Genomic DNA, 21,400 nt, shown 5'->3' on the forward strand with positions numbered 1-21,400 from the left:
ATTTTAAGCCATTTACTTATCAAAACAAATTATTATCATTATTTTCAATTCGTAAATAGAACGGCCTAAAACAAGCTGAAAAATAGCCTGTAAAGCAACAAAAAATCAGTTGCTTTTAGTTTTTAGACAGACTGCCGTTATAGCCAATTCAAAGAAACGAATAATTAACATAAATAAGGTTGACATGAAAAAAGGATTCATTTTGTTAATAATTATTACAATTGGACTTTTAACCAGTTGCAATCAAGGCACAAAGAAGATTAATCAAAATGACCAAGAAAGCACAAAGACTGAAAATTCTATTCTTGGCAAATGGGTAAGGATTGGACACTCGGGATCAATCAGTTTTGATTTTAAAGAAAATGGAATAATTGAAGGTGATTTTGGAAACGACCGAACAATTGATATAATTTCAGAATATGAAATAAGAAATGATACAATCATTTTCCAAGATAAGGAAGGTAAAATGTGTACAGAAAAAGGAATTTATAAAATTTATGAAAATAAATATTATATCGCTTTTGATTTAATAGATGACAATTGTAACGGAAGAATTAAAACAACAATGGGATTTTGGACAAAACCAAATTTCAAGGAATTACTTGGTGAACTTGATGAAAAATTATCTAATAATCCAAATGCAAGTTTGCATCTAAATCGAGCAAGATTATATATGGCAATTGGCGAACCAAAAAAGGCGAGACCAGATTTTGATAATTATATAAAGAGTGATTCAACTAATGCACGAGTTTATATAAACAGAGCAGGGACAAGATTTCCAAATGATATGAAAGGGGTTGTGTTAGATTGCAATAAAGCTATTGCATTAGATTCAAATCAAAAGAATGCATATTTCATGCGCGGATTAGCTTTATATGAACTGGGAGAGAAAGAACAAGCTTGTGAAAGTTTTAGTAAAGCCATTGAATTGGGATTTTCAATATTGAGAATTGCCGAACAGGAAAAATGTGCTGAATATTGGAATGTTGAATAATAGAAAAAGAATGAAAAGGCCACAACAAAAAAAAAGGTCATAGGCTGTGAGCAAAATATTGGGAGTTTAGTTCATTAAATAAGTTCACCGAAACTAAGGCTTCGGCTAGTGAAAATGATAAATTTATAACCAAAACAAAAGTTCGGCTCTGCTGGATTTTGGTTGTCTTGCTTTTCAAATCAGCCTACGCGCTTTATTATGACCGTTGGTGTGCCAACGAAGCTGTGGTAATCCAGTAGGTGTAAATCCTACCTAAATAATTTTCTTAAAGATCATTGCTTCGTTCGGCATAATTCAAGCAAGCTTGATTCTGCTCTCTCTTATCGCAATAATGTACTGTTCATTTAGAAGAGCTGCCGACAGTTATGTCCGTGAGGATTGTCGCTGAAGCTCGGTATGTTCAAATGACCAAGCCGTAATGCGCAAGCGTAAGCATATGAGGGAAAACCTCACAGCCTGTCCACGAACATCGGGATACGGTTTGATGCAGGGGGCGCTGATAGTTTACCTATTATTGTTACTTTTATGATTAACAAAACGGAGTAAGCTATCAGGCTCTACTCTACGCTTTAATAATATGAGCGAACTGCAAATTTGATACTTTAACGGAAATATGGTAAATTGCGTCAAACCAATGACGGAATTATGGAATATTTAGTCAGAGACTTATCGAAGAACATAATAAAGAAATTGCAATCAAACAAAGTTGTAATAGTTTTCGGAGCTCGCTGTGTTGGAAAAACCGTGCTTGTAAAAGAAATACTTGACCTAGTAAATGAACCTGTACTTACATTAAATGGAGAAGATATAAATGTCCATGACAAACTTGCAATTAGAAGTGTAGAAAACTATAAACAGATTTTAGGTTCATTTAAGTTTCTATACATTGATGAGGCACAAAAAATACCTGAAATAGGATTGAAACTGAAGCTTATGATTGATGAGATTAATGGACTTAAAATTATTATTTCAGGCTCATCATCATTTGATATTCACAAAGATGCTGGAGAACCTTTAACGGGTAGAAAATATTCATTTAACTTATTTGCTCTGTCTGAAAATGAATACAACCAAATTGAAAATAGTATTTCTAAAGTTGACAAAGTACGTGAAAGACTGGTTTTTGGGAATTACCCGGAATTATTACATTTGCCTGATAGAGAAGACAAGATTGATTACTTAAACGAAATGGTTAGTTCATATTTGCTGAAAGATATTTTGGTTTATGAAAACATTAAGAATTCACAAAAAATATTCAACTTATTAAGACTGATTGCATTTCAAATTGGTGGAAAAGTTTCGCTTCAGGAATTGGGTAATCAATTAGGAATAAGTAAGAATACTGTTGAAAAGTACTTGGATTTATTAAGTAAGGTATTTATTCTTCACAAAGTTGAAGGATTTAGTAGAAACTTAAGAAAAGAAATAACTAAAAATTCAAGGTGGTATTTCTTGGATAATGGAATTAGAAATGCTGTGATTGCAAATTTTAACCCTATTGAATCACGAAATGATATTGGTGTTTTATGGGAAAACTATATGATTAGTGAAAGACTAAAATATCAGGAATACCAAAGACTTATGTCAAATAATTATTTTTGGAGAACATACGACCAACAAGAAGTCGATTGGGTTGAAGAGAGAGAGGGGGCATTATTTGGTTATGAATTCAAATGGAAAGAAAGTAAGGTTAAAGTTCCATCTCAATGGAGGAATGCATATCCAAATGCTTCATTTGAAGTGATTAATAAGGATAATTTTGAGGGGTGGTTGAAGTAATTACTAAAAAGCAACAAAGCATATATCGCATTAAATCGCGTTATATGTAGTACGTTGGTGTGCCAACGAAGCTGTGGTAATCCAGTAGGTGTAAATCCTACCTAAATAATTTTCTTAAAGATCATTGCTTCGTTCGGCATAATTCAAGCAAGCTTGATTCTGCTCTCTCTTATCGCAATAATGTACTGTTCATTTAGAAGAGCTGCCGACAGTTATGTCCGTGAGGATTGTCGCTGAAGCTCGGTATGTTCAAATGACCAAGCCGTAATGCGCAAGCGTAAGCATATGAGGGAAAACCTCACAGCCTGTCCACGAACATCGGGATACGGTTTGATGCAGGGGGTGCTGATAGTTTACTTATTATTGTTACTTTTAGTCACAGTAATTGAGTAGACTATCAGGCTCTACTCTACGTGTTAATTCCCTAAATAAAGAAACTCTATTAATTTCTTAAGCTATCGGGTCAAATATTGTGTAGGAAAATTATACTAAATTTAACCGTTGGACAGAATTAAAATGAGAAATCGAAATTTGGCGGAGTATGTGAAAATAATCCTAAGCTAGGAATGGAAATATAACTAATGTAATTATATGAGAAAATTAAAAGAGCTAACTGATGCTAAAATAGCATCTGGACGACAAGCTAATCCTGCGTTTATGAATGGTGTCGATGATATTATTAAAAAAGAAAAAGAGTTTGAACAAGGGAAAAATGCAATTAAAATTGGGAAAAAAGCTCCTAACTTTGAGCTACCTAACCCGGCAGGCAAATCAATATCATTAGATGTTTTATTAGAGAAAGGTCCTGTTGTTATTACTTTTTATAGAGGTAATTGGTGTCCTTACTGTAACTTGCAACTTAGAGCTTTGCAAGCTAAACTAGATGACATTCATGCATTAGGAGCTACATTGGTTGCCATTAGCCCACAAGTACCGGATGGGTCATTGACAAATGATGAAATTAGTAATATGGACTTTACTGTATTGTCTGACCAAGACGCAAAAGTTGCTCTGCAATATGGTGTTGCATGGGAAGTGCCAGAGTTTTTAGCAGAACATATGCGAGTAGATCGTAAACTTGATTTAGAAAAAATTAATAATGGCAACGGTAACATATTGCCAATTCCAGCTACGTTAATATTAGGACAGGACGGCGTAGTTACATGGAGCTATGTTAACGTTGACTATAGAACTCGTTCAGAACCCGATGAAATTATTGAAGCCTTGAAAAATCTATCTTAAGAAAGTACAACGTATCTTCATGTAACAGGATGATTATTTTTACCTAAAAAACAATTCAACTTCATTGATAGCATAGGTCGTTTATATGTTTCTGAAATAAAACTGCCATTCCAAAATATTATGACAAAGAAATACACGAAACAAATAATCAGAATTATACTACTAGTGGGAACCATTGTTTCTATGTTCTTCGTGCCCTGGCTTTTGGTGAAGGCATGGATACTTCCGCTACCTGATACGGTTCAAGAGCAGTTAGAAGAAGCAATAGGTCATGGATTTGACGGGATGATTGTCTTTGTAGACCAAGCTGGTAAACCACCTCAGTATTATACCGCAGGCTGGCATAATCGAGAAGCCGAGATACCTGCCAAACCTCAAGCCTTATTTAAAATTGCCAGCATCAGTAAGCTATATGATGCTGTGGCAGTCACCAAATTGGTAAGAGATGGACGTCTTTCTTTAGATAAAACCATCGCTGATTATTTACCTGAACTTGTAGGAAGAATTGAAAATGCTGAGAAAATTACCCTAAGATTAATGATACAGCATAGAAGTGGAATCCCCAATTTTACAGACGCGCCAAATTTCTGGGCAGCTCCATCTGAGTCATATGGAGAAAGCCTTGCATTGATTCTGGATAAACCTGCAAACTTTGAACCTGGTGAAAACTATGAATATTGCAATACGAATTATTTATTAATCAATAAAATAATGGATGATGCACTAGGATATGGCAACTTTCAATTCATACAGGAAGAAATTTTAAATCCCTTAAATCTAAACAATACTTTTAGTTCTTTAAGCGAAGTAAATTTGGATAATGTGATGAGTGGTTACCATGTGGGGCATCCCCATGATTTAAAGGCAGATGAACATGGTATGTTAGCTACGGCGGAAGACGTGGGAACATTCCTAAGAGCACTGAACGAAGGAACATTGTTTGAACAGGGAGAACAGGAAATATATTCTTCCATTTATGAATATGAACATTCTGGTTGGGTACCGGGATACCAGAGTTTTGCAAAATATCATAAAGATATTGATGCAGTTGTTGTTGAATTCTATAGCACGACAGACCCTAAACTGTACAATTGGAACTTATCAGAAATAATTAACAATAGAATTGTTAGAATAATTAGAAATAAAAACTAGCCACAATAAATAGGAATATCAGCGGTCTGCAAGACCCAGCAATTATTCCAGGTTGAGCTACAACCCGGTTTAAATACCTGCCATGTATTTTAATGGGGGTTTTTGCGTTTTTTTTGTCTTAAGAATACAGTGTACCACTTTGTTTTGCTTATAAACCATCTTTTCCTGTCATGCGTTTTATTTTTTCTTGTTTTGATTCTGATATAACTTCCAGATGTGGGTTTGTTTGTTGCGCAGGGGTGAAAAATGCCAGATCAAGATTTCGTTTGGTGGTATGGTGATTTATGCCATACTTTCTAACGCGAACAAATCCCTTGGGCATGACATGTTGGCCAAAGCGCTGTAAAAATTCATAGCCTTACACGATTTGGGGGATAGCAGGCCCTTTTTTTCTGTAATCTTTTGCCCGGAACTTTACATGCGTGTTATTTATTTATACTTATGATTCTATCATTAGATATGGCAATGCGGTGTGTGTTGGGAAACCCGCGCACATTGCACCCATTTGCAATTACTCACAGTATTAGAATATTGTTTTTTTATGTTTGTGAACTTCGTTTCGCACAAGCTAAGGCACAAACCAAAATTATAGCGATAAGTGAGAACAAATCGAACTTGTTCTAAATTTGTCGGGCGGAGGAATAATCAGCAATACTAATTTGTAAACGAGTTCAATGTTAACCAACTCGCTCTTCGTAAATCACATGGTATACTATAATTTTCAAAGTTAGGTTTTATTACTTTTCAAGCTCAAAATAAATAGCTTCCGCAAAAAGTATCCATCTTTCCTTAAAATATATACATACGAAAAAGCTGTTATATAGAAATTTGCCATGTAATCTTAAAACGAAGAAGCATGGCAAATTCAAAACTTGGAATATTAGTAAACTTATTTCTTCCCCAACGAAGAAAACCTAATCCCAAACATGCAATCCCTGAAAAGGATAAAAATCTGAAAAGCAAAACCATTGTATTTACCGGAGGAACTGATGGTATGGGACGTGTGGCCGTAGAGATGCTTTACGCTATGGGGGCACATGTTGTCGTTCTTGGGCGCAATAAAACGAAAACAGAAAATGTAATTAGTGAAATAGTCAAGAGTGAAGGTTTAGGTTCATTAAGTCTTCAAATTTGTGATTTGGCTTCAATGGATAGCGTTAAAAAGTGTGCTGAACAAATTATGGCTGAGTATAGCAAAATTGACGTATTAATTAATAATGCTGGCATCAATATGACAAAACCAACCTTTACCTCTGATGGTTTTGAAACCAATTGGGCAGTCAATTATTTAGGAGGGTATCTGTTAACAAACCTTTTACTTCCAAGAATTCAGCAGTCATCACCTTCGCGTATTGTGAATCTTACGACCAATACCAACTTTATTAAGCAAATAGATTTTGATGACATTGAATCAAAATTGAATTTTGATACTGTTGATAGCTATACCCAGGCAAAACTTTCAATGAATATGTTTTCTATTGATTTAGCTAAAAAACTAGACGGAAAGGAGGTAACTGTAAATTATCTGTACCCTGGATATATAAAATCAAACCTACTAAGCAACCTTGAAGGGCCAGAAAAGATGATGCAGTTTTTTATGAATGTAATGGCATCTCCTACAGAAGTTGGTGCAGACCGGATTGTTCGATTAGCCATATCTTCTGAGTATGAAGGCAAAACGGGTGTTTATGTATCTGAAGATAAAATCAAACTTCCGCACAAGGAAGCTCAAATGGAGTCAAAACGAAATCACTTGAAAAAGATTAGTGATAACGCACTAAAAAAGTGGTTGTAAGAAAACAATCATGGTAATACGGAAAAAGTATTCGTCAATCCTTAAAATGTATTCATGCAAGAATGCCTAAACAAGGAAATTTGTAGCGTACAAAATTTTAAAACAGAAGATGATGGCAAAGTCGAAAATAACATTTGAATTCACTCATTTCTATCCGGGGTTTGAACCTCAGAAGTTTTGGGATTTTCATGTAGACCATGAATGGTATACTCAGTCTGATATAATGATTGGCGAAATTTCATTACTCAAAGAAGGCGAAGGACACCCATCGGGTTTGGGAGCACTACTTAAACTAACCATCGGAAACATAAAGCTTGAGGAAGACATTGTTGGCTTTGATGCGCCTCATTATTTTAGTTATGCTGCCCGCCCCGGTGGAATGCCGGTAAAAAACTATGTGGGTGAGTTTTTCTTTACAGCAAAAAACAATGGATTAGAACTTAGGTATAAAGGGAGTTTTGACCCCAAACCAAAGGGTACAAATTGGCTCTTTAAATACATCTTTAATTCACGTATGCGAAAAATGGTTCCCATTTGGGAAAAGGGTTATAAGTCATATCATAATTTATAGTACAAAACTACTGATGATGCATTAACTTGAAAAATATTGTCTTCATATTATTGACAATAAGCAACATATGAGTAGCCGTTGATTTTTTTGATTTGCATTAATTCATTTACCCCGAAGGGGTTTTACTTTGAATAACCGTGGGTGCAACCCACGGTAAAGACAAGAAAACTCGCTGGCAGCCCCAGAGGGGTTGAAAAATCAACTCGACATAAAAGTTTTATATTCAGCCCCTTCAGGGCTGTGACATTCAGGTTGTAGTCAACCGTGGGTTTGAACCCACGATTATTCATATTGTACCCTCCGTGGCAAGATTAATGTTGAAATCAAACGCATCAGCAATGATGTAAAATAAAAGTTTAAAGCAATGAAAGATTTAAAATTAGAAGAGAACAAAGCAGTCGTAAAAGCAGTATTTAAAGCCATTACAGATGGTAACTGGAGCTATGTAACAGAAACATTTGCCGATGATGCAAAAGTTTGGGTAGCTGGTGATATGCCCATTTCAGGGAATCACACAAAAGACTTTGTAAGAGGTTTGGAAACAGGAAATCCGGCAATGTTCCCCAATGGAATGTCGCTTACTCCCAAAGCAATGACTGCCGAAGGAGACCGTGTTGCCGTTGAAGCTGAAACCTATGGTGAGCATGTTAGTGGTAAAACATATAACAACTTCTTCCACTTTATGTTGGTCATCCGCGATGGTAAAATACAAGAATGGAAAGAGTATATGGACACCAAACATGCCAGCTACACATTCTTTGGAGAATAAGCGTAATTCTTCGTCTAGTCGTTAGCAAAACAAAAAAAATGGTAGGTGAGCATTGTATAAGCATGCTTTTACCTACTGTTTTTTAAAAAATAACTAGTGTTAAAAAATTGCATAATGAATAAAAAAACAATATTAATAACTGGATGTAGTTCTGGATTTGGAAAACTAACTGCCAAACTATTTCATAAAAATGGCTGGAATGTAATTGCAACGATGCGTTCGCCAGAAAAGGAAACAGAATTAACTGCCTTAAGCGACGTTTTGGTGACTAAACTGGATGTTACAGACCAGATAAGTGTTAGCAAAGCAGTTGACGCAGGTGTGGATAAATTTGGAGGTATAGATGTACTGGTAAATAATGCCGGATTTTCAGGAGCAGGTATTTTTGAACAATGGAAAGATGGAGATATCAAGGTAATGTTTGAAACAAATGTATTTGGTCTAATGCGTGTTACAAAAGAAGTCCTTCCTCTTATGCGTTCAAAAGAAGAAGGTATAATTATCAATATATCTTCACTGGCGGGATTAATCGGTTCCCCATCTTCGTCAGTTTACAGTGCATCGAAATTTGCTGTAGAAGGTTTAACAGAAGCACTTGCAATTGAATACGCTCCCTTTAATATTAAATTTAAAACAATTGCACCAGGAGCTTATGAAACAAATCTGTATTCTTCTATGGATAACAGTCGTTTCTCAAACGGAGATGAACAACTCAGAGATTATTGTTTAAAGATGATTGCAAAGATGAATGAAACAGTGGAGCAAATGATTGAACAGGGAAACCAAACATCTGATCCGCAAGAAGTAGCAGATAAAATATATAAATGCGCTACAGAAAAAACACCAATACACAATGTTTCAGGAATTGATGCCGAATCTATGTTGCAAATGAAAAAATCAATGTCCGAAGAGGAGTTAGTGAAAACCATCAGTGATATGGTTGTTCCAAATACAAGTAATAGTAACCCTAAAAAAAAGTAAAATGATTAAGTATTTAACATTTGCTAAAAGTAAAAATGGATTGTCTTACGAAGAGTTCGTTGATTATTACAATAACAAACACATACCTCTGTGTATGGAGCTTCTTCCAATACTAAAAAAGAGTACCATTCGACGTAATTATCTTCAAAAGGATAAGGTAATTTTCCCTCCAAATTTCAAGGGTGAATTGGAGTATGATGTGGTAACCGAAACAATTTGGCATAGCCAAGAAACCTTTAATGAATTTCTTGCAGCGACGAATAATCCTGAAATTCAGGCGAAAATAACTGCTGATGAAGTGAACGTATTCGAGAAAGGAACTCGCGTTGTTATTGTTGATGTACATGAAAACAAAGCTGATATTTAGGTAATAAGTTGAATTTAACGCAAGAAGTAGGTAGAGATGAATCATACTTCACCTACTCCTTTTTCAAAAATAAAAGATTACAAAATGAAGAAAATAGTATTAATAATAATTGGAATCGCTTTGATAGTTTTAGCGATTGTTACTTGGTGTAAAAGTGTATCAATAGTTGACAATGGCGTTATCGTCACCAACAAAAGCAACAATGTAGTTACATCTTATCAAGGTAACAAAAAAGTAACAGGCGATTCGTACCACCCCTACTTAATGGGTACGAACATTGATGATGCTATAAACGGTGCTTTAGAAAAAGCTGGACCTGATTACGATATGCTTATTGATGCCACTTTAGAGGTGAATTATTATTACATGATAATTTACTTTTCAAATTATATAACAGTAGAAGGTACGGCTGTTAATTCTGCTGAGCTAAAAGCTGAAATGGGTGAACAAGAATATTTTAAATGGCTTTCAAGTAAAAGTGTCATTCAAAGACACAATTAAAAAGGAGGAATAATATGTCAAAATCGTTGGTAATATACTACTCATTGCAAGGACATACAAAACGTGTTGCGGAAATGATTGCCAATAAAACCGGTGCAGATATTTTTAAGCTTGATTTAGAAGAAGATTACAATTTAGGGACGGTACTGGAAGTAAGTAAGCTGCATATTAAAAATCAATACATACCAGATTTAAAGCCATTCAACTTAAACCTTGATGAATATGAGCAAATAATAATAGGAACGCCAGTTTGGTGGTATACCTATACTTCACCTATTCGTTCATTTTTACACAAACATAGTTTAAACGGAAAAACAGTAAGGTTTTTTAGTACACATGCCGGGGCAAATGGAAGCACATTTACTGACCTTGAAGTACTAGTGACCGGTGCTAAAATTCTTAAACCAAGAGGGTTTTATACCTATGAAAATTTTAGTTGGGACTCTATTGAAAACGAAGTAAGCAATTGGCTTGAAGTATGACTATTCGGGAAAATGTATTCATTATTTACTAAAATATATACACATTCAGGAACAATATTATAGTATTTTGTGGTATAAATAAATTCTATCTAAATGAATATAAAAAAAATAATGATAATAGCTTTTTCTATAATAGCAGCAATAATCTTAGGTATCATAATATTTATCAATACACCGCGATTTGGTAAACATCCTGCGGGTACCCGTCTTTCAAGAATTGAGAAGTCACCGAACTATAAAAGCGGGCAGTTTCAGAACTTAAGCCCAACACCTATGCTTACCGAGGGAGTAAACTATGGAAAAGTGCTCATGGATTTTTTCTTTTCCGCAAAGCCAAAAGAACCCCAATCTGTTTTACCATCCCTAAAAACCAATTTGAAGGCTTTAGAGCCTTCTGAAAACGTAGTAGTTTGGATGGGGCATTCATCGTATTTCATGCAGTTAGACGGTAAAAAAATATTGGTTGACCCTGTGTTGAGTGGATATGCTTCACCCTTTTCGTTTAATATAAAAGCTTATGATGGCAGCGATGTTTACACAACTGATGATATTCCGGAGATTGATTATCTTTTTATTACTCATGACCACTGGGACCATCTGGATTATGAAACAGTTCTTAAATTAAAACCAAAGATTAAAAAAGTGATAGGTGGGCTTGGTGTTGGTGCACATTTTGAACGTTGGGGGTTTGACAAATCTGTAATTATGGAAGAAGATTGGTTTAAACCGCTTTATCTTGATGAAGGTTTTATTGCCCATGTTGCACCGGCACGCCATTTTTCGGGGAGAGGTTTTAAACGCAACCACACCTTGTGGGCTTCGTTTGCTTTATTTACTCCAGCCACAAAAATATACATAGGTGGTGATAGTGGATACGATAAACACTTTGCAGAAATTGGTGAAAGGTATGGCCCTTTTGATTTGGCAGTTCTTGAAAACGGACAGTATGATAGCAAATGGAAATATATACACATGATTCCCAATGAGCCATTAAAAGCCGCAACTGACCTAAGAGCTCAAGCTTTGTTGCCGGTTCATTCAGGAAAATTCACATTAGCTAATCACGATTGGGATGAACCACTTTCTAAAATATCAGCAACACCGCAAGATAGCCCAATCCGTATCATTACACCTATGATTGGAGAAAAGGTAAACCTGCAAGATTCTCTGCAACAATTTACAAAGTGGTGGGAAACTGTAAAATAGTTCTATTATTCGTACCTTAATAATCATAAATTTCTTGACATAATGAAACAGATAATCGACATAGACAGCATAACCAGAATGCATCAGATTATGGGACTTAAGAGTCCTGATCATCCATTAATTTCGGTTACCCTTAGTAAGGATTTTGCAGCTGAGTTGATGGTGCCAGAAGGGAAATACAGGCTGAATCTTTATATGATAAGTTTAAAAACAAGTTGTAAGGCTGATTTTAAATATGGCAGAAATTCATTAGACTTTGAAGAAGGTACTTTAACTTTTTCAGCACCAGGTCAGGTTTTTGATTTTGAAGAGAGTCTGATAGAAAATCAAAATTCAGATGAAGGCTGGACCATAATATTTCATCCTGATTTCATCCGGCACACAACACTTTCTAAGTCTATTACTACTTATTCGTTTTTTGACTATGAAGTTTATGAAGCTTTACACGTTAGCGAAAAAGAGAAACGAATACTTTTTGAATTTGTTAGAAATATCAAAACCGAAATTAAGGAAACAATGGATAAGCATTCTCAGGAGTTAATTGCCATTAATATGGAAAGCTTATTTAAATACAGTAACCGATATTACGACCGTCAGTTTTACACCCGAACAAATTTAAATAAAGGCTACTTGGTTCGTTTTGAAAAATATCTGAAAGAATATTTTGCTTCGGAGTTGTTATTAAATCAAGGATTACCAACAGTGCAACAATGTGGCGAGGCCCTTAATATGTCTGGTTATTATTTGAGTGATTTACTAAAAATTGAAACCGGGAAAAGTGCAAAAGAACATATTACCTTGTATATGATTGAGCAAGCCAAGACAAAACTTTTGGGGTCTAACTCATCGGTTAGTGAAATTGCTTTCGATTTTGGGTTTGAATACCCGCAGCATTTCAGCAAACTTTTTAAATCCAAAACAGGATACAGTCCTTCGGAATATCGAAACATGAATTGACCACTGAAAACACAGAATGATAAACATAAATTATAGATTACTTATATTCAGACGAAACCTATAAAATTAGAGGAGCCATTTACGAGGTATATAAAGAAATTGGATGTGGATTTCTTGAAGCTGTATACCAAGAATGTTTGGAGCGAGAGTTTAAACTACTGGGTATACCTTTTGAATCACAGCAACCAATTGATATTGAATATAAAGGAGATGTACTAAAGCAAAAATATATACCTGATTTTATTTGTTTCGATAAAATTATTGTTGAAATAAAAGCTGTAAAAGAATTAGCAAATGAACATCATGCACAGGTAATTAACTATTTAAAAGCAAGCGAAATGGAACTTGGCTTACTGGTGAATTTTGGGAGCTATCCAAAAGCAGATATTAAACGATTAATTTATAACTATTAAAATATACTGACATGCAGCAAACTTTCAGTGTCTTCTGCGATTTCAGTGGTGAAAAATATGAAAGCTATAATAACAGGTTCAACAGGAATGTTGGGTAAAGGGGTTTTACTTGAGTGCATTGACGACCCAACGGTAGAACGGGTATTACTTATAAATCGAAAACATGTAGATATATCACATCCAAAGGTTAAAGAAGTTATTCATAAAGATTTCAGGGACTTTACTTTAATAAAAGAGCAACTTGTAGGCTACGATGCCTGTTTTCATTGCATGGGAGTATCAAGTGCAGGAATGCGTGAAGAAAAATTCACCGAAATCACCTATTCCATGTCGAAAGCGTTGGCTACCGTTTTATATAGCATAAATCCCAATATGGTTTTTAATTATGTGTCGGGTTCAGGTACTGATAGTGCTGAAAAAAGCAGCACAATGTGGGCACGGGTAAAAGGTAAAACGGAAAATATGATTTTGAATATGGGATTTAAAGATGCCTATATGTTTCGTCCCGGCGCTATTTTACCGGAACGAGGTACAAAATCGAAAACAAAATTATATAATACCCTCTATATGATTACCCGTCCATTGTTTCCATTAATGAAGCGGATGAAATCGGTTACTACAACTTCAAGAATCGGGAGAGCGATGATTAATTTATACAATCATCCTCAATCCCTGAAACATTTAGAAGGAACTGATATTAATAGGGTAGCAGGTGTTTAGTGTGTACTTCTTTTCTTATGTTTTTAATAATTGATTTTTGAGGCTGGCTTTTAGGATCTTTATTACGCTAACTTTATTGGGCCAATGATTTATATCTATCCCTGCCCAACGGTTTAACTGCAACAATCTATATTCTTCATTTCACATATTTTATCATTACCGGTTGCTAAAATGTATACATATTCAACCAAATTGTTTAGGTGGTAAATACCTTTCTTGTATGAACTTTGTTTTATGATAAATTTTTAGAAAACTAAAGAGTTTGAATTATGAAACGATCATTAACTTTATTAATCATAAAGTACACACAGGAGGATGATTAAAAAAAGTTGATGCGAGTTCCTGTCCGGCAACAACCGGATATGGCACATTTTTTAAAGACAAAAATTTTAAACAGATATGAAAAAGGTAGTTATTATAACAGGAGCAAGTAGTGGCATAGGTAAAGCAACCGCCATGCAATTAATACAAGAAGGTTATACTGTTTATGGGGCTGCACGCAGAGTGGAAAAAATGAATGAACTTGTTTGGGCAGGAGGGAAAGCCGTAGCATTAGATATTACCAACCATAATCAAGTACGTGCTGAAATACAAAAGATAATTGAAACAGAGGGAAGAATAGATGTACTGGTAAACAATGCAGGTTATGCTGTTTATGGCCCGATAGAGGAAATCACTTATGAAAAAGCCAGACAGCAATTCGAAGTCAACTTATTTGGTTTAGCCGAAGTCACCAAAGCAGTTTTGCCCACAATGCGCAGCCAGGGCCAAGGAACTATCGTCAATGTATCATCTGTTGGTGGCAAAGTTTACACTCCGCTCGGAGCATGGTATCATGCAACCAAGCATGCCTTAGAGGGATGGAGCGATTGTCTTCGCTTAGAGGTCAATCAATTTGGCATCAATGTGGTCATTATAGAACCTGGCGTAATCAATACCGGTTTTGCCCATGCAATGGACCAACAGCTCGACGATAGTATTGGTCCTTACAAAGAGCTAAAACGTATTATTGTCAAAATGATGCAAAGCACCAGCAAACCCGGACAATATAGCGAACCTACCGTAATAGCCGTTACGATTAGCAAAGCGATAAAAACTAAAAACCCAAAGACGCGATATGCCGCCGGTAAAATGGCAAAACAATCATTGCTTGGCAGAAAGTTGTTGAGTGACAAGGGTTTTGATAAGATGTTTTTGAGAATGGTGAAGAATTATGGCAAATAGCAATGTAACAAATAAGTTATCTGTAACTTACCTCTTGAAAAATATATTAAACAAGAAAAAATTGGCTACTACCAAAATGTATACATCATCAACCAAATAGTTTAAGTAACAAGCCCATTTTCTGTTGTTTATTTGTATCGTGAAAGTTTCACCAAAAGAAGAACAAAAACGATTAATAAAAAAACATCATGAATACTAAAAACAAATTTGGAAAGCAGGGATGGACGCCAGAATTAATGGAATCTCAAAATGGAAAAACATTCCTTATTACGGGCACAACAAGTGGTACAGGGTATGAGGCAGCCAAGATACTTTTATCTAAAGGTGCTAGCGTAGTGATGTTAAACCGTAACCCTAAAAAGTCAGAAGACACCATTGCTGCTTATAAAAACGAGTTGGGTAATCATATCGACGTATCATATATCACTGTGGATTTAGGAAAACTTGCTTCAGTAAGGAAAGCTGCAGTAGAAGTGCTTAAGACGGTATCTCGTATTGATGCTTTAATGCTTAATGCTGCTATAGCGCAAGTGCCTAAGCAGGTGATAACAGAAGATGGTTTTGAGAGTCAGCTAGGTACAAACCACTACGGCAATTTTCTATTGCAAGGCCTACTGTTTCCGCTGATTGAAAAATCTAAAGGACGTATCGTAACGGTAGGCAGTATGGGCTATGATATGGGCATTAAAACCATCAAATTTGGCGATATGAACTGGGATAAAGATTACACAGGTAATAATGCCTATAGCCAAAGCAAACTGGCACAGATCATGTGTATTTACGAATTACAAGATAGATTAGAAAAAGCTGGTAAAACGGCTGTCAAAGCTTATGCATGTCATCCCGGCTCTTCCAGAACATCCCTTATTAAAACAAGTGGTAGTTTAATGTTGAGAATTACCTTTGGCCTGATGAAATTATCACCATTGACACAATCAGCTGAAAAAGGTGCCTATCCTGAATTAATGTGTGCAACCGAAGAGAATTTAGATCAGAAGGGTTTTTATGGACCTACAGGACGAAGCAATTGGGTTGGTCCGGTTGGAGCACATAAACTTGAGCCACATGCCTTAGATAAAACCATAGCTGAAAAGTTGTGGGAATTATCAGAAAAGGAAACAGGTGTGAAGTGGAATCTTTAAATAGTTAGAATTATGGATATCTTAAAAACAGCACAGGATTGGGCAAAAGCCGAAATGTTTTCAACCACTTTTTTCATTATAGCGGGCGTTTTATTTGTAGGAGCAAGCATAGGCTTTTGGCAACTGGGAAAAACAGATTTAGCACGAGCATACATCATACCTGTCGCAGTAGCTGGTGCTTTACTTTTAACCATAGGATTTGGTTTATTCTTCACCAACAAATCAAGAGTTACGCAATTTGAAAAAGCCTATAATCAGGATGCATCAGCTTTTGTGCAATCAGAACTTACACGCGCCGAAAGTACTTTAAAAGAATATAAAAACATTGTTTTTACAGCAATCCCATTAATTATTGCTGCCTGTGCCCTGGTTATAATGTTTGTTAACGCACCAGGTTGGCGGGCTAGTATGATTACAACTATGGCCATGCTAATAGTTATTTTGTTAATTGACGGTACTGCCCATGCCAGAATTGACTATTACAACAAACAATTGATGTCAGCTGAAAAACAAGAATGAAGTTTTAAGGCTTACTATATTAAAGTATACGTCATTTACCAAAATGTTTAAGTGATTGGAGGTTAGTAGGCACTTACTTTGTATTGTAATAATTTCAAGAAAGACAAAAAAATTAAACAGATGAAGATTCTTTATTTTACAGCAACAGGTAATAGTCTGCATATTGCAAAATCGCTTGGTGGAGAACTGCTTTCAATTCCCCAAATGGATAAACAGGGAATCTACGATTTTACAGACGAAAAAATTGGAATTGTATTTCCGCTCCATGCATGGGGTGTACCTTCTTATGTGGTGGATTTTCTGAAAAAAGTGACCTTTAATTGCAACTATCTTTTTGCCATAACAACTTATGGTATTTATTCTGGTGCTGTTGCTAAACATTTAACAGACATAGGTAATGAGGCTGGGTTCTCTTTCGATTATATCAATAAAATAAAGATGGTAGATAATTATATACCAACTTTTGATATGAAGAAACAGATTTCAAAAGAACCAAAGAAAGAGATTGAAAAACATTTGGCATTGGTTCAATCAGATATTGAAGCCTCTAAAAAGTGGATTTTGAAAGAATCGTTCGTAGACAGATCGATGTTCAACTATATGGCTAAAAGAGGCAGCAAGCCATTCAACACAAAAAGATTAAAGGTTCATGTGTATGGTGAAGGTATTGACAATTATATTTATGTAGAAGATTCTTGTACGCAATGTGGAACTTGTGCGCGTGTATGCCCGGTAGATAATATTAGAATGGACTATGAAACGGGAAAAATAGCATTAAGCGACAAGTGTTTTATGTGTTTTGCCTGTGTGCATCATTGTCCTTCAAATGCCATTCATATAAAAGGCGAAGTTAATGGAAACAGATTTCGTAACAGCCATGTTAAGTTAAGTGAGATTGTTAAGGCTAATAGCTAGCCTTTTTTCAGTAGTTTTGCTATTATTAAAGAAGCATAACGGGAATTAAAAATGGCTTTATAATTCCATATTAAATTTAGAATAATGAATCATATAAACATCAAAAATATTTCAGATTTCAACCTTGCTTTTAATTTACCTGAACCAGAGAACCCTCTATTTAGTATTGGACAAAAGAAGTTAAGTGCCGATGAAATTGAAAATTGTGTTGCTTCAAACGAAGAAGCTAGCTATACGAATCAGTTTTATCTCATCAGTCTTAAAAATATAGTTTCAGGAGAGATACTTTATGGGCGTACAAAATACGATTGTGGTACAGGCACCTTGTTGTTTTCCGCGCCCAATCAGACTTATGTAATAAAAGATATAGTGATTAGTTCAGAATCCTGGTTTATAGCTTTTCATGAAGACTTTATTCGAGGATTGGATATTCAAAAACGAATCAAGAGCTACAATTTTTTCAATTACAACGTCAATGAGGCATTGCACCTTTCACCAAAGGAAGAGCAAACCATAAAATCTATTTTTCGAAATATAGAAGTAGAGTATCAGAATAATCAGGATGAATTTAGTAAAGAAATCATTCTGACCCATTTAGACGCATTGTTAAAATATGCCGATCGTTTTTACAAGCGACAGTTCCTGAACCGAAAAGAGATTAACAAGGCTCTCTTTACGCGTTTTACGGAAATACTGGATGAGTATTTTGAATCAAACCAATTGGAAGAAAACGGAATTCCGACTGTTGAATGGCTTGCAAGTAAGCTTGGTGTTAGTCATAGATATATGCGAGATACCATTAAAACCGAAACAGGAAAAACAGCGGTAGACCAGATTAATTTGTATTTGGTGGAAGAAGCTAAAAATTTATTGCTTGCCCCGAATGCTTCAATCTCTGAGACAGCTTATAAACTGGGTTTTGAATATCCGCAATACTTTTCCCGTCTTTTCAAGAAAAAAACAGGAGTTAGCCCGAAAGAGTATATTGAGAGTGCAACAATGAATTAATTTCGGACCCTGTTTGTAAGTACATTGGTAAGTCGCACGTTCCACCCTCAGACCGAAACTTACCAAAGAGCTTACAAAGCAGCCCGAGCAACCGCCTTGCAGGACAGTTTTAGGATTGCCCGCCCTTCGAAAACAAAATAAATTCTGTGCTCCGAATCAAGGTTAGTGCAGATAGATTTGATGCGTAATGAACTGATATTATGGGATGAGCAGAGGAAGCCTAGTTGCTTGCGCTGTATAAATCATATGGCGGATAGTACTAATTTTAAGTATATTGCATTTGTTAAACATTACAACGGTTTGATAGGAAATAGCTCTGAAATCCCGCACGCTTCATCGAGTTAACGTTGTGGGTTAAACGGGCTGATATAAGCTTGACGAAGTATGGCAAGCAAACTAGAGAAGTCACGTGTGGTTCAAATAGCTAATGAACAGTACATATGTCGGGTAGATTCACCTAAAATGCAAATGAAGAACTCTATCGGCAAGCCGTAGCGACTATGCTGAAGCTTCAGCGTAAGCATATGAAGGAAAACTTCACGTATGGTTTGATGCTGGGAGTGCTGATAGTCTACGTATAATTGTTACTTTTATGTGTATCGAAGTGAGTAAACTTTCAGGCTCTACTCTGGCCACCCAATGAAAAGTAAAATGAAATTAGGACTAATGTTATTTTTGGGTACAAGTTTTATAAGCTCTAGCAAACCGAAGGTAACTTTAAAGGATAATCAAGGGAATTCAATTGAACTTGAGGTTAAGAATATTAATTGACGTCGAGCAAAAGATAAGCTGCAAAAGACAGTCTAGTTATACGAAATATCAAGTCATTTTTAAAGGTTAACAACTCCGCAGTTGTTCTGAATTATTGGTTTCTATATGATAGTCCAAATATTAAATCCCTTAGAAACTGTAGCCCAAAACAAAAAGACGAGAATATTAATATTAGCAAAGAGAGTGGTTCAATTCGACCTATACCAGGTTCGTATAAGGTTGAAGAAGGAGCTTATGCCCGATATAAGATATATAATGACAGCCTTGGAAACCTGCATAGCGACGTAATTGATATTTCCCTATCTGACAAATAGGAAGTGCTTGACTTCAGTTCCATATTACGATTTTCATAGAACATTGATGGAACTAGCAGAGTTAGCTTTAATCCAGTTATCCAAAAGGATGAGGAATACCTGATTGAAGAAAAAAAAGAAAAAAACAATTGTTGGTAGCGGTTCTATGCATTACTGGCTTTTGTGCTAAACTGAAATTTACTACCTTTAATAAACATTGTGCGAATTCGGAAGGTAGTTGCGCTGGATCCCCCACTACGCTTGCAAAAGGCACATTAGTCACCATATGCATTTCAATACTTGGTGTAGAAGAACTCATTGCTATGTTAAAAAAGCATAGCAACTATTATTTTTAGCGAATCGAGGCCATTTTAAACCTTTTTAAGCACGAAATATAATTGCCCAAATAGCTTCTTCAAAAAAAAATGTTGAAAAAACTCCTTAATGGAAGTTTTGAACATCAATATGGTTATATTTAATCATCAATAATGAGATTTTTCACAGACTCTCGTTAGCTACAATTTAAAATTAACTAAATGAATGTACTTGATGGCGTAAAAACATCGGAGATTAAAATCACACAAGAAGTTAATAACCTAAGCGAAATGTTAAAGGATACTTCTCTGTCGCTGGTGGATAGAATAGAATCTTTCGAAGATATCATTTCACTTGAGATTGGTGATACTTCATTGAGCAGGGCCAGGAATCTTGAAAGGGAGTTAAACATAAGACAACTTTATATCAAATATGAAGGGGGAAATCCAACAGGGACGCAGAAAGACCGTATTGCTTTTGCGCAGGTTCACGATGCTTTTAGGAGAAATTACAATACTATATCGCTTGCTACATGTGGCAACTATGGCGTAGCTGTAGCATTCGCTGCCTACCTTGCCGGTATTCATTGCAAGGTATTCATCCCCGAGACCTATCATACTGAGAGAGTAAAAGAAATGCAAAATTTTAATGCAGAAATAATTAGGCTTCCAGGTACCTATGAAGATACTGTGACTAGATCCAGTGAAATTGCCGCAAAAAACGAATGGTATGATGCAAACCCGGGAGGAATAAATACTTCATTGCAAATCATGGCCTATTCAGAAATTGCCAATGAGATTTATGATCAACTTAGAGATGCACCTAAATATATTGCTGCTCCAGTTTCCAACGGCACTTTTTTAGCTGGTGTGTATCGTGGCTTTGTAACACTCTATAAAAGAGGGAAAACATCAAGGATTCCGAAGTTTGTCGCAGGTTCTTCATCATATAAAAACCCAATTATATCTTCTTTTAAAGCAGGATTGGATTATTGTAAGGATATAGATCCTAAACAAATTAAAGAAACTACGATAAATGAACCATTGATTAATTGGCATAGTTTTGATGGTGATGAAGCTTTATATGCACTAAGGCAATCCAATGGAGATGCACATCATATAAGTGATAATAAAATGCTAAACATGAGTAGGTTTTTGCATAAAAAAGAGGGCTACAGAATTTTACCAGCTTCAACGGCTGGGTTAATAGCACTTTTAAATATTCACGAAAAAAACGAATTGATCAACGATAGATATGTTGCCATACTAACAGGACGATATTAAA

21 protein-coding genes and 1 pseudogene are annotated in these 21,400 nt (G+C 35.5%); 21 read left to right on the plus strand and 1 reads right to left on the minus strand.

What is annotated here, in order from left to right; translation table 11 throughout:
- The first annotated feature begins 184 nt into the window (after positions 1–184).
- The 4 genes from ACRD64_RS14435 to ACRD64_RS14450 all read left to right on the plus strand — a co-directional run bounded on the left by ACRD64_RS14435 (position 185) and on the right by ACRD64_RS14450 (position 5,167).
- Entirely contained in the window at positions 185–994 is an 810-nt protein-coding gene (locus ACRD64_RS14435) for a tetratricopeptide repeat protein (protein ID WP_430934150.1), read from the plus strand.
- 645 nt (positions 995–1,639) lie between these two features.
- Positions 1,640–2,773, plus strand: coding sequence for an ATP-binding protein (locus ACRD64_RS14440; protein ID WP_430934152.1), 1,134 nt, complete (start codon positions 1,640–1,642; stop codon positions 2,771–2,773).
- Positions 2,774–3,364: 591 nt separating this feature from the next.
- Entirely contained in the window at positions 3,365–4,015 is a 651-nt protein-coding gene (locus tag ACRD64_RS14445) for a peroxiredoxin-like family protein (protein WP_430934153.1), read from the plus strand.
- A 120-nt stretch (positions 4,016–4,135) separates the two neighbouring features.
- Positions 4,136–5,167: a serine hydrolase domain-containing protein gene (locus ACRD64_RS14450; RefSeq protein WP_430934154.1), complete on the plus strand. Its 1,032-nt coding sequence runs from the start codon at positions 4,136–4,138 to the stop codon at positions 5,165–5,167.
- 148 nt (positions 5,168–5,315) lie between these two features.
- Here ACRD64_RS14450 and ACRD64_RS14455 read toward each other — a convergent pair.
- Positions 5,316–5,507: pseudogene (locus ACRD64_RS14455) on the minus strand (IS91 family transposase); the annotation flags it as partial.
- 516 nt (positions 5,508–6,023) lie between these two features.
- Here ACRD64_RS14455 and ACRD64_RS14460 point away from each other — a divergent pair.
- The 17 genes from ACRD64_RS14460 to ACRD64_RS14540 all read left to right on the plus strand — a co-directional run bounded on the left by ACRD64_RS14460 (position 6,024) and on the right by ACRD64_RS14540 (position 21,399).
- Positions 6,024–6,962 (plus strand): SDR family NAD(P)-dependent oxidoreductase, encoded by a 939-nt coding sequence (locus tag ACRD64_RS14460; RefSeq protein ID WP_430934155.1) that lies wholly within the window; start codon positions 6,024–6,026, stop codon positions 6,960–6,962.
- A 109-nt stretch (positions 6,963–7,071) separates the two neighbouring features.
- Positions 7,072–7,533 (plus strand): hypothetical protein, encoded by a 462-nt coding sequence (locus tag ACRD64_RS14465; RefSeq protein ID WP_430934156.1) that lies wholly within the window; start codon positions 7,072–7,074, stop codon positions 7,531–7,533.
- A 364-nt stretch (positions 7,534–7,897) separates the two neighbouring features.
- Entirely contained in the window at positions 7,898–8,302 is a 405-nt protein-coding gene (locus tag ACRD64_RS14470) for a nuclear transport factor 2 family protein (protein WP_430934157.1), read from the plus strand.
- Positions 8,303–8,416: 114 nt separating this feature from the next.
- Positions 8,417–9,283: an SDR family oxidoreductase gene (locus ACRD64_RS14475; RefSeq protein WP_430934158.1), complete on the plus strand. Its 867-nt coding sequence runs from the start codon at positions 8,417–8,419 to the stop codon at positions 9,281–9,283.
- Between the two features lies 1 nt (position 9,284).
- Positions 9,285–9,650: an EthD domain-containing protein gene (locus ACRD64_RS14480; RefSeq protein ID WP_430934159.1), complete on the plus strand. Its 366-nt coding sequence runs from the start codon at positions 9,285–9,287 to the stop codon at positions 9,648–9,650.
- A gap of 84 nt (positions 9,651–9,734) precedes the next feature.
- The gene (locus ACRD64_RS14485) at positions 9,735–10,151 is read left to right on the plus strand and encodes a hypothetical protein (RefSeq protein WP_430934160.1); all 417 of its coding nucleotides are present in this window, start codon (positions 9,735–9,737) and stop codon (positions 10,149–10,151) included.
- 14 nt (positions 10,152–10,165) lie between these two features.
- Entirely contained in the window at positions 10,166–10,633 is a 468-nt protein-coding gene (locus ACRD64_RS14490; RefSeq protein WP_430934161.1) for a flavodoxin, read from the plus strand.
- 93 nt (positions 10,634–10,726) lie between these two features.
- A complete protein-coding gene (locus tag ACRD64_RS14495; RefSeq protein ID WP_430934162.1) occupies positions 10,727–11,839 on the plus strand; it encodes an MBL fold metallo-hydrolase in 1,113 nt (370 codons plus the stop codon).
- A 42-nt stretch (positions 11,840–11,881) separates the two neighbouring features.
- Positions 11,882–12,796 (plus strand): helix-turn-helix domain-containing protein, encoded by a 915-nt coding sequence (locus ACRD64_RS14500; protein WP_430934163.1) that lies wholly within the window; start codon positions 11,882–11,884, stop codon positions 12,794–12,796.
- 32 nt (positions 12,797–12,828) lie between these two features.
- Positions 12,829–13,209, plus strand: coding sequence for a GxxExxY protein (locus ACRD64_RS14505; protein WP_430934240.1), 381 nt, complete (start codon positions 12,829–12,831; stop codon positions 13,207–13,209).
- Positions 13,210–13,266: 57 nt separating this feature from the next.
- Entirely contained in the window at positions 13,267–13,929 is a 663-nt protein-coding gene (locus tag ACRD64_RS14510; protein ID WP_430934164.1) for an NAD-dependent epimerase/dehydratase family protein, read from the plus strand.
- A 399-nt stretch (positions 13,930–14,328) separates the two neighbouring features.
- A complete protein-coding gene (locus ACRD64_RS14515) occupies positions 14,329–15,153 on the plus strand; it encodes an oxidoreductase (protein WP_430934165.1) in 825 nt (274 codons plus the stop codon).
- Positions 15,154–15,341: 188 nt separating this feature from the next.
- The gene (locus ACRD64_RS14520; RefSeq protein WP_430934166.1) at positions 15,342–16,295 is read left to right on the plus strand and encodes an SDR family oxidoreductase; all 954 of its coding nucleotides are present in this window, start codon (positions 15,342–15,344) and stop codon (positions 16,293–16,295) included.
- 12 nt (positions 16,296–16,307) lie between these two features.
- Complete coding sequence (locus ACRD64_RS14525) at positions 16,308–16,814, plus strand: hypothetical protein (protein WP_430934167.1); 507 nt, start codon at positions 16,308–16,310, stop codon at positions 16,812–16,814.
- Between the two features lie 120 nt (positions 16,815–16,934).
- Positions 16,935–17,729 carry an EFR1 family ferrodoxin gene (locus ACRD64_RS14530; protein WP_430934168.1) on the plus strand — a complete coding sequence of 265 codons (795 nt, stop codon included), beginning with the start codon at positions 16,935–16,937 and terminating at the stop codon, positions 17,727–17,729.
- Between the two features lie 84 nt (positions 17,730–17,813).
- Positions 17,814–18,737, plus strand: a complete 924-nt coding sequence (locus tag ACRD64_RS14535) for a helix-turn-helix domain-containing protein (RefSeq protein WP_430934169.1) — start codon at positions 17,814–17,816, stop codon at positions 18,735–18,737.
- Between the two features lie 1,600 nt (positions 18,738–20,337).
- Positions 20,338–21,399, plus strand: coding sequence for a pyridoxal-phosphate dependent enzyme (locus ACRD64_RS14540; RefSeq protein WP_430934170.1), 1,062 nt, complete (start codon positions 20,338–20,340; stop codon positions 21,397–21,399).
- Position 21,400 lies beyond the last annotated feature (1 nt).

The organism is Saccharicrinis sp. 156, from assembly GCF_050589685.1.
In the GTDB taxonomy this organism is placed as follows: domain Bacteria; phylum Bacteroidota; class Bacteroidia; order Bacteroidales; family Marinilabiliaceae; genus Saccharicrinis.

Excerpts from the sequence above, each read along its gene's own strand:
- ACRD64_RS14435 (WP_430934150.1), top strand. The coding sequence starts at position 185 with ATGAAAAAAGGATTCATTTTGTTAATAATTATTACAATTGGACTTTTA.
- ACRD64_RS14440 (WP_430934152.1), top strand. The coding sequence starts at position 1,640 with ATGGAATATTTAGTCAGAGACTTATCGAAGAACATAATAAAGAAATTG.
- ACRD64_RS14445 (WP_430934153.1), top strand. The coding sequence starts at position 3,365 with ATGAGAAAATTAAAAGAGCTAACTGATGCTAAAATAGCATCTGGACGA.
- ACRD64_RS14450 (WP_430934154.1), top strand. The coding sequence starts at position 4,136 with ATGACAAAGAAATACACGAAACAAATAATCAGAATTATACTACTAGTG.
- ACRD64_RS14460 (WP_430934155.1), top strand. The coding sequence starts at position 6,024 with ATGGCAAATTCAAAACTTGGAATATTAGTAAACTTATTTCTTCCCCAA.
- ACRD64_RS14465 (WP_430934156.1), top strand. The coding sequence starts at position 7,072 with ATGATGGCAAAGTCGAAAATAACATTTGAATTCACTCATTTCTATCCG.
- ACRD64_RS14470 (WP_430934157.1), top strand. The coding sequence starts at position 7,898 with ATGAAAGATTTAAAATTAGAAGAGAACAAAGCAGTCGTAAAAGCAGTA.
- ACRD64_RS14475 (WP_430934158.1), top strand. The coding sequence starts at position 8,417 with ATGAATAAAAAAACAATATTAATAACTGGATGTAGTTCTGGATTTGGA.
- ACRD64_RS14480 (WP_430934159.1), top strand. The coding sequence starts at position 9,285 with ATGATTAAGTATTTAACATTTGCTAAAAGTAAAAATGGATTGTCTTAC.
- ACRD64_RS14485 (WP_430934160.1), top strand. The coding sequence starts at position 9,735 with ATGAAGAAAATAGTATTAATAATAATTGGAATCGCTTTGATAGTTTTA.
- ACRD64_RS14490 (WP_430934161.1), top strand. The coding sequence starts at position 10,166 with ATGTCAAAATCGTTGGTAATATACTACTCATTGCAAGGACATACAAAA.
- ACRD64_RS14495 (WP_430934162.1), top strand. The coding sequence starts at position 10,727 with ATGAATATAAAAAAAATAATGATAATAGCTTTTTCTATAATAGCAGCA.
- ACRD64_RS14500 (WP_430934163.1), top strand. The coding sequence starts at position 11,882 with ATGAAACAGATAATCGACATAGACAGCATAACCAGAATGCATCAGATT.
- ACRD64_RS14510 (WP_430934164.1), top strand. The coding sequence starts at position 13,267 with ATGAAAGCTATAATAACAGGTTCAACAGGAATGTTGGGTAAAGGGGTT.
- ACRD64_RS14515 (WP_430934165.1), top strand. The coding sequence starts at position 14,329 with ATGAAAAAGGTAGTTATTATAACAGGAGCAAGTAGTGGCATAGGTAAA.
- ACRD64_RS14520 (WP_430934166.1), top strand. The coding sequence starts at position 15,342 with ATGAATACTAAAAACAAATTTGGAAAGCAGGGATGGACGCCAGAATTA.
- ACRD64_RS14525 (WP_430934167.1), top strand. The coding sequence starts at position 16,308 with ATGGATATCTTAAAAACAGCACAGGATTGGGCAAAAGCCGAAATGTTT.
- ACRD64_RS14530 (WP_430934168.1), top strand. The coding sequence starts at position 16,935 with ATGAAGATTCTTTATTTTACAGCAACAGGTAATAGTCTGCATATTGCA.
- ACRD64_RS14535 (WP_430934169.1), top strand. The coding sequence starts at position 17,814 with ATGAATCATATAAACATCAAAAATATTTCAGATTTCAACCTTGCTTTT.
- ACRD64_RS14540 (WP_430934170.1), top strand. The coding sequence starts at position 20,338 with ATGAATGTACTTGATGGCGTAAAAACATCGGAGATTAAAATCACACAA.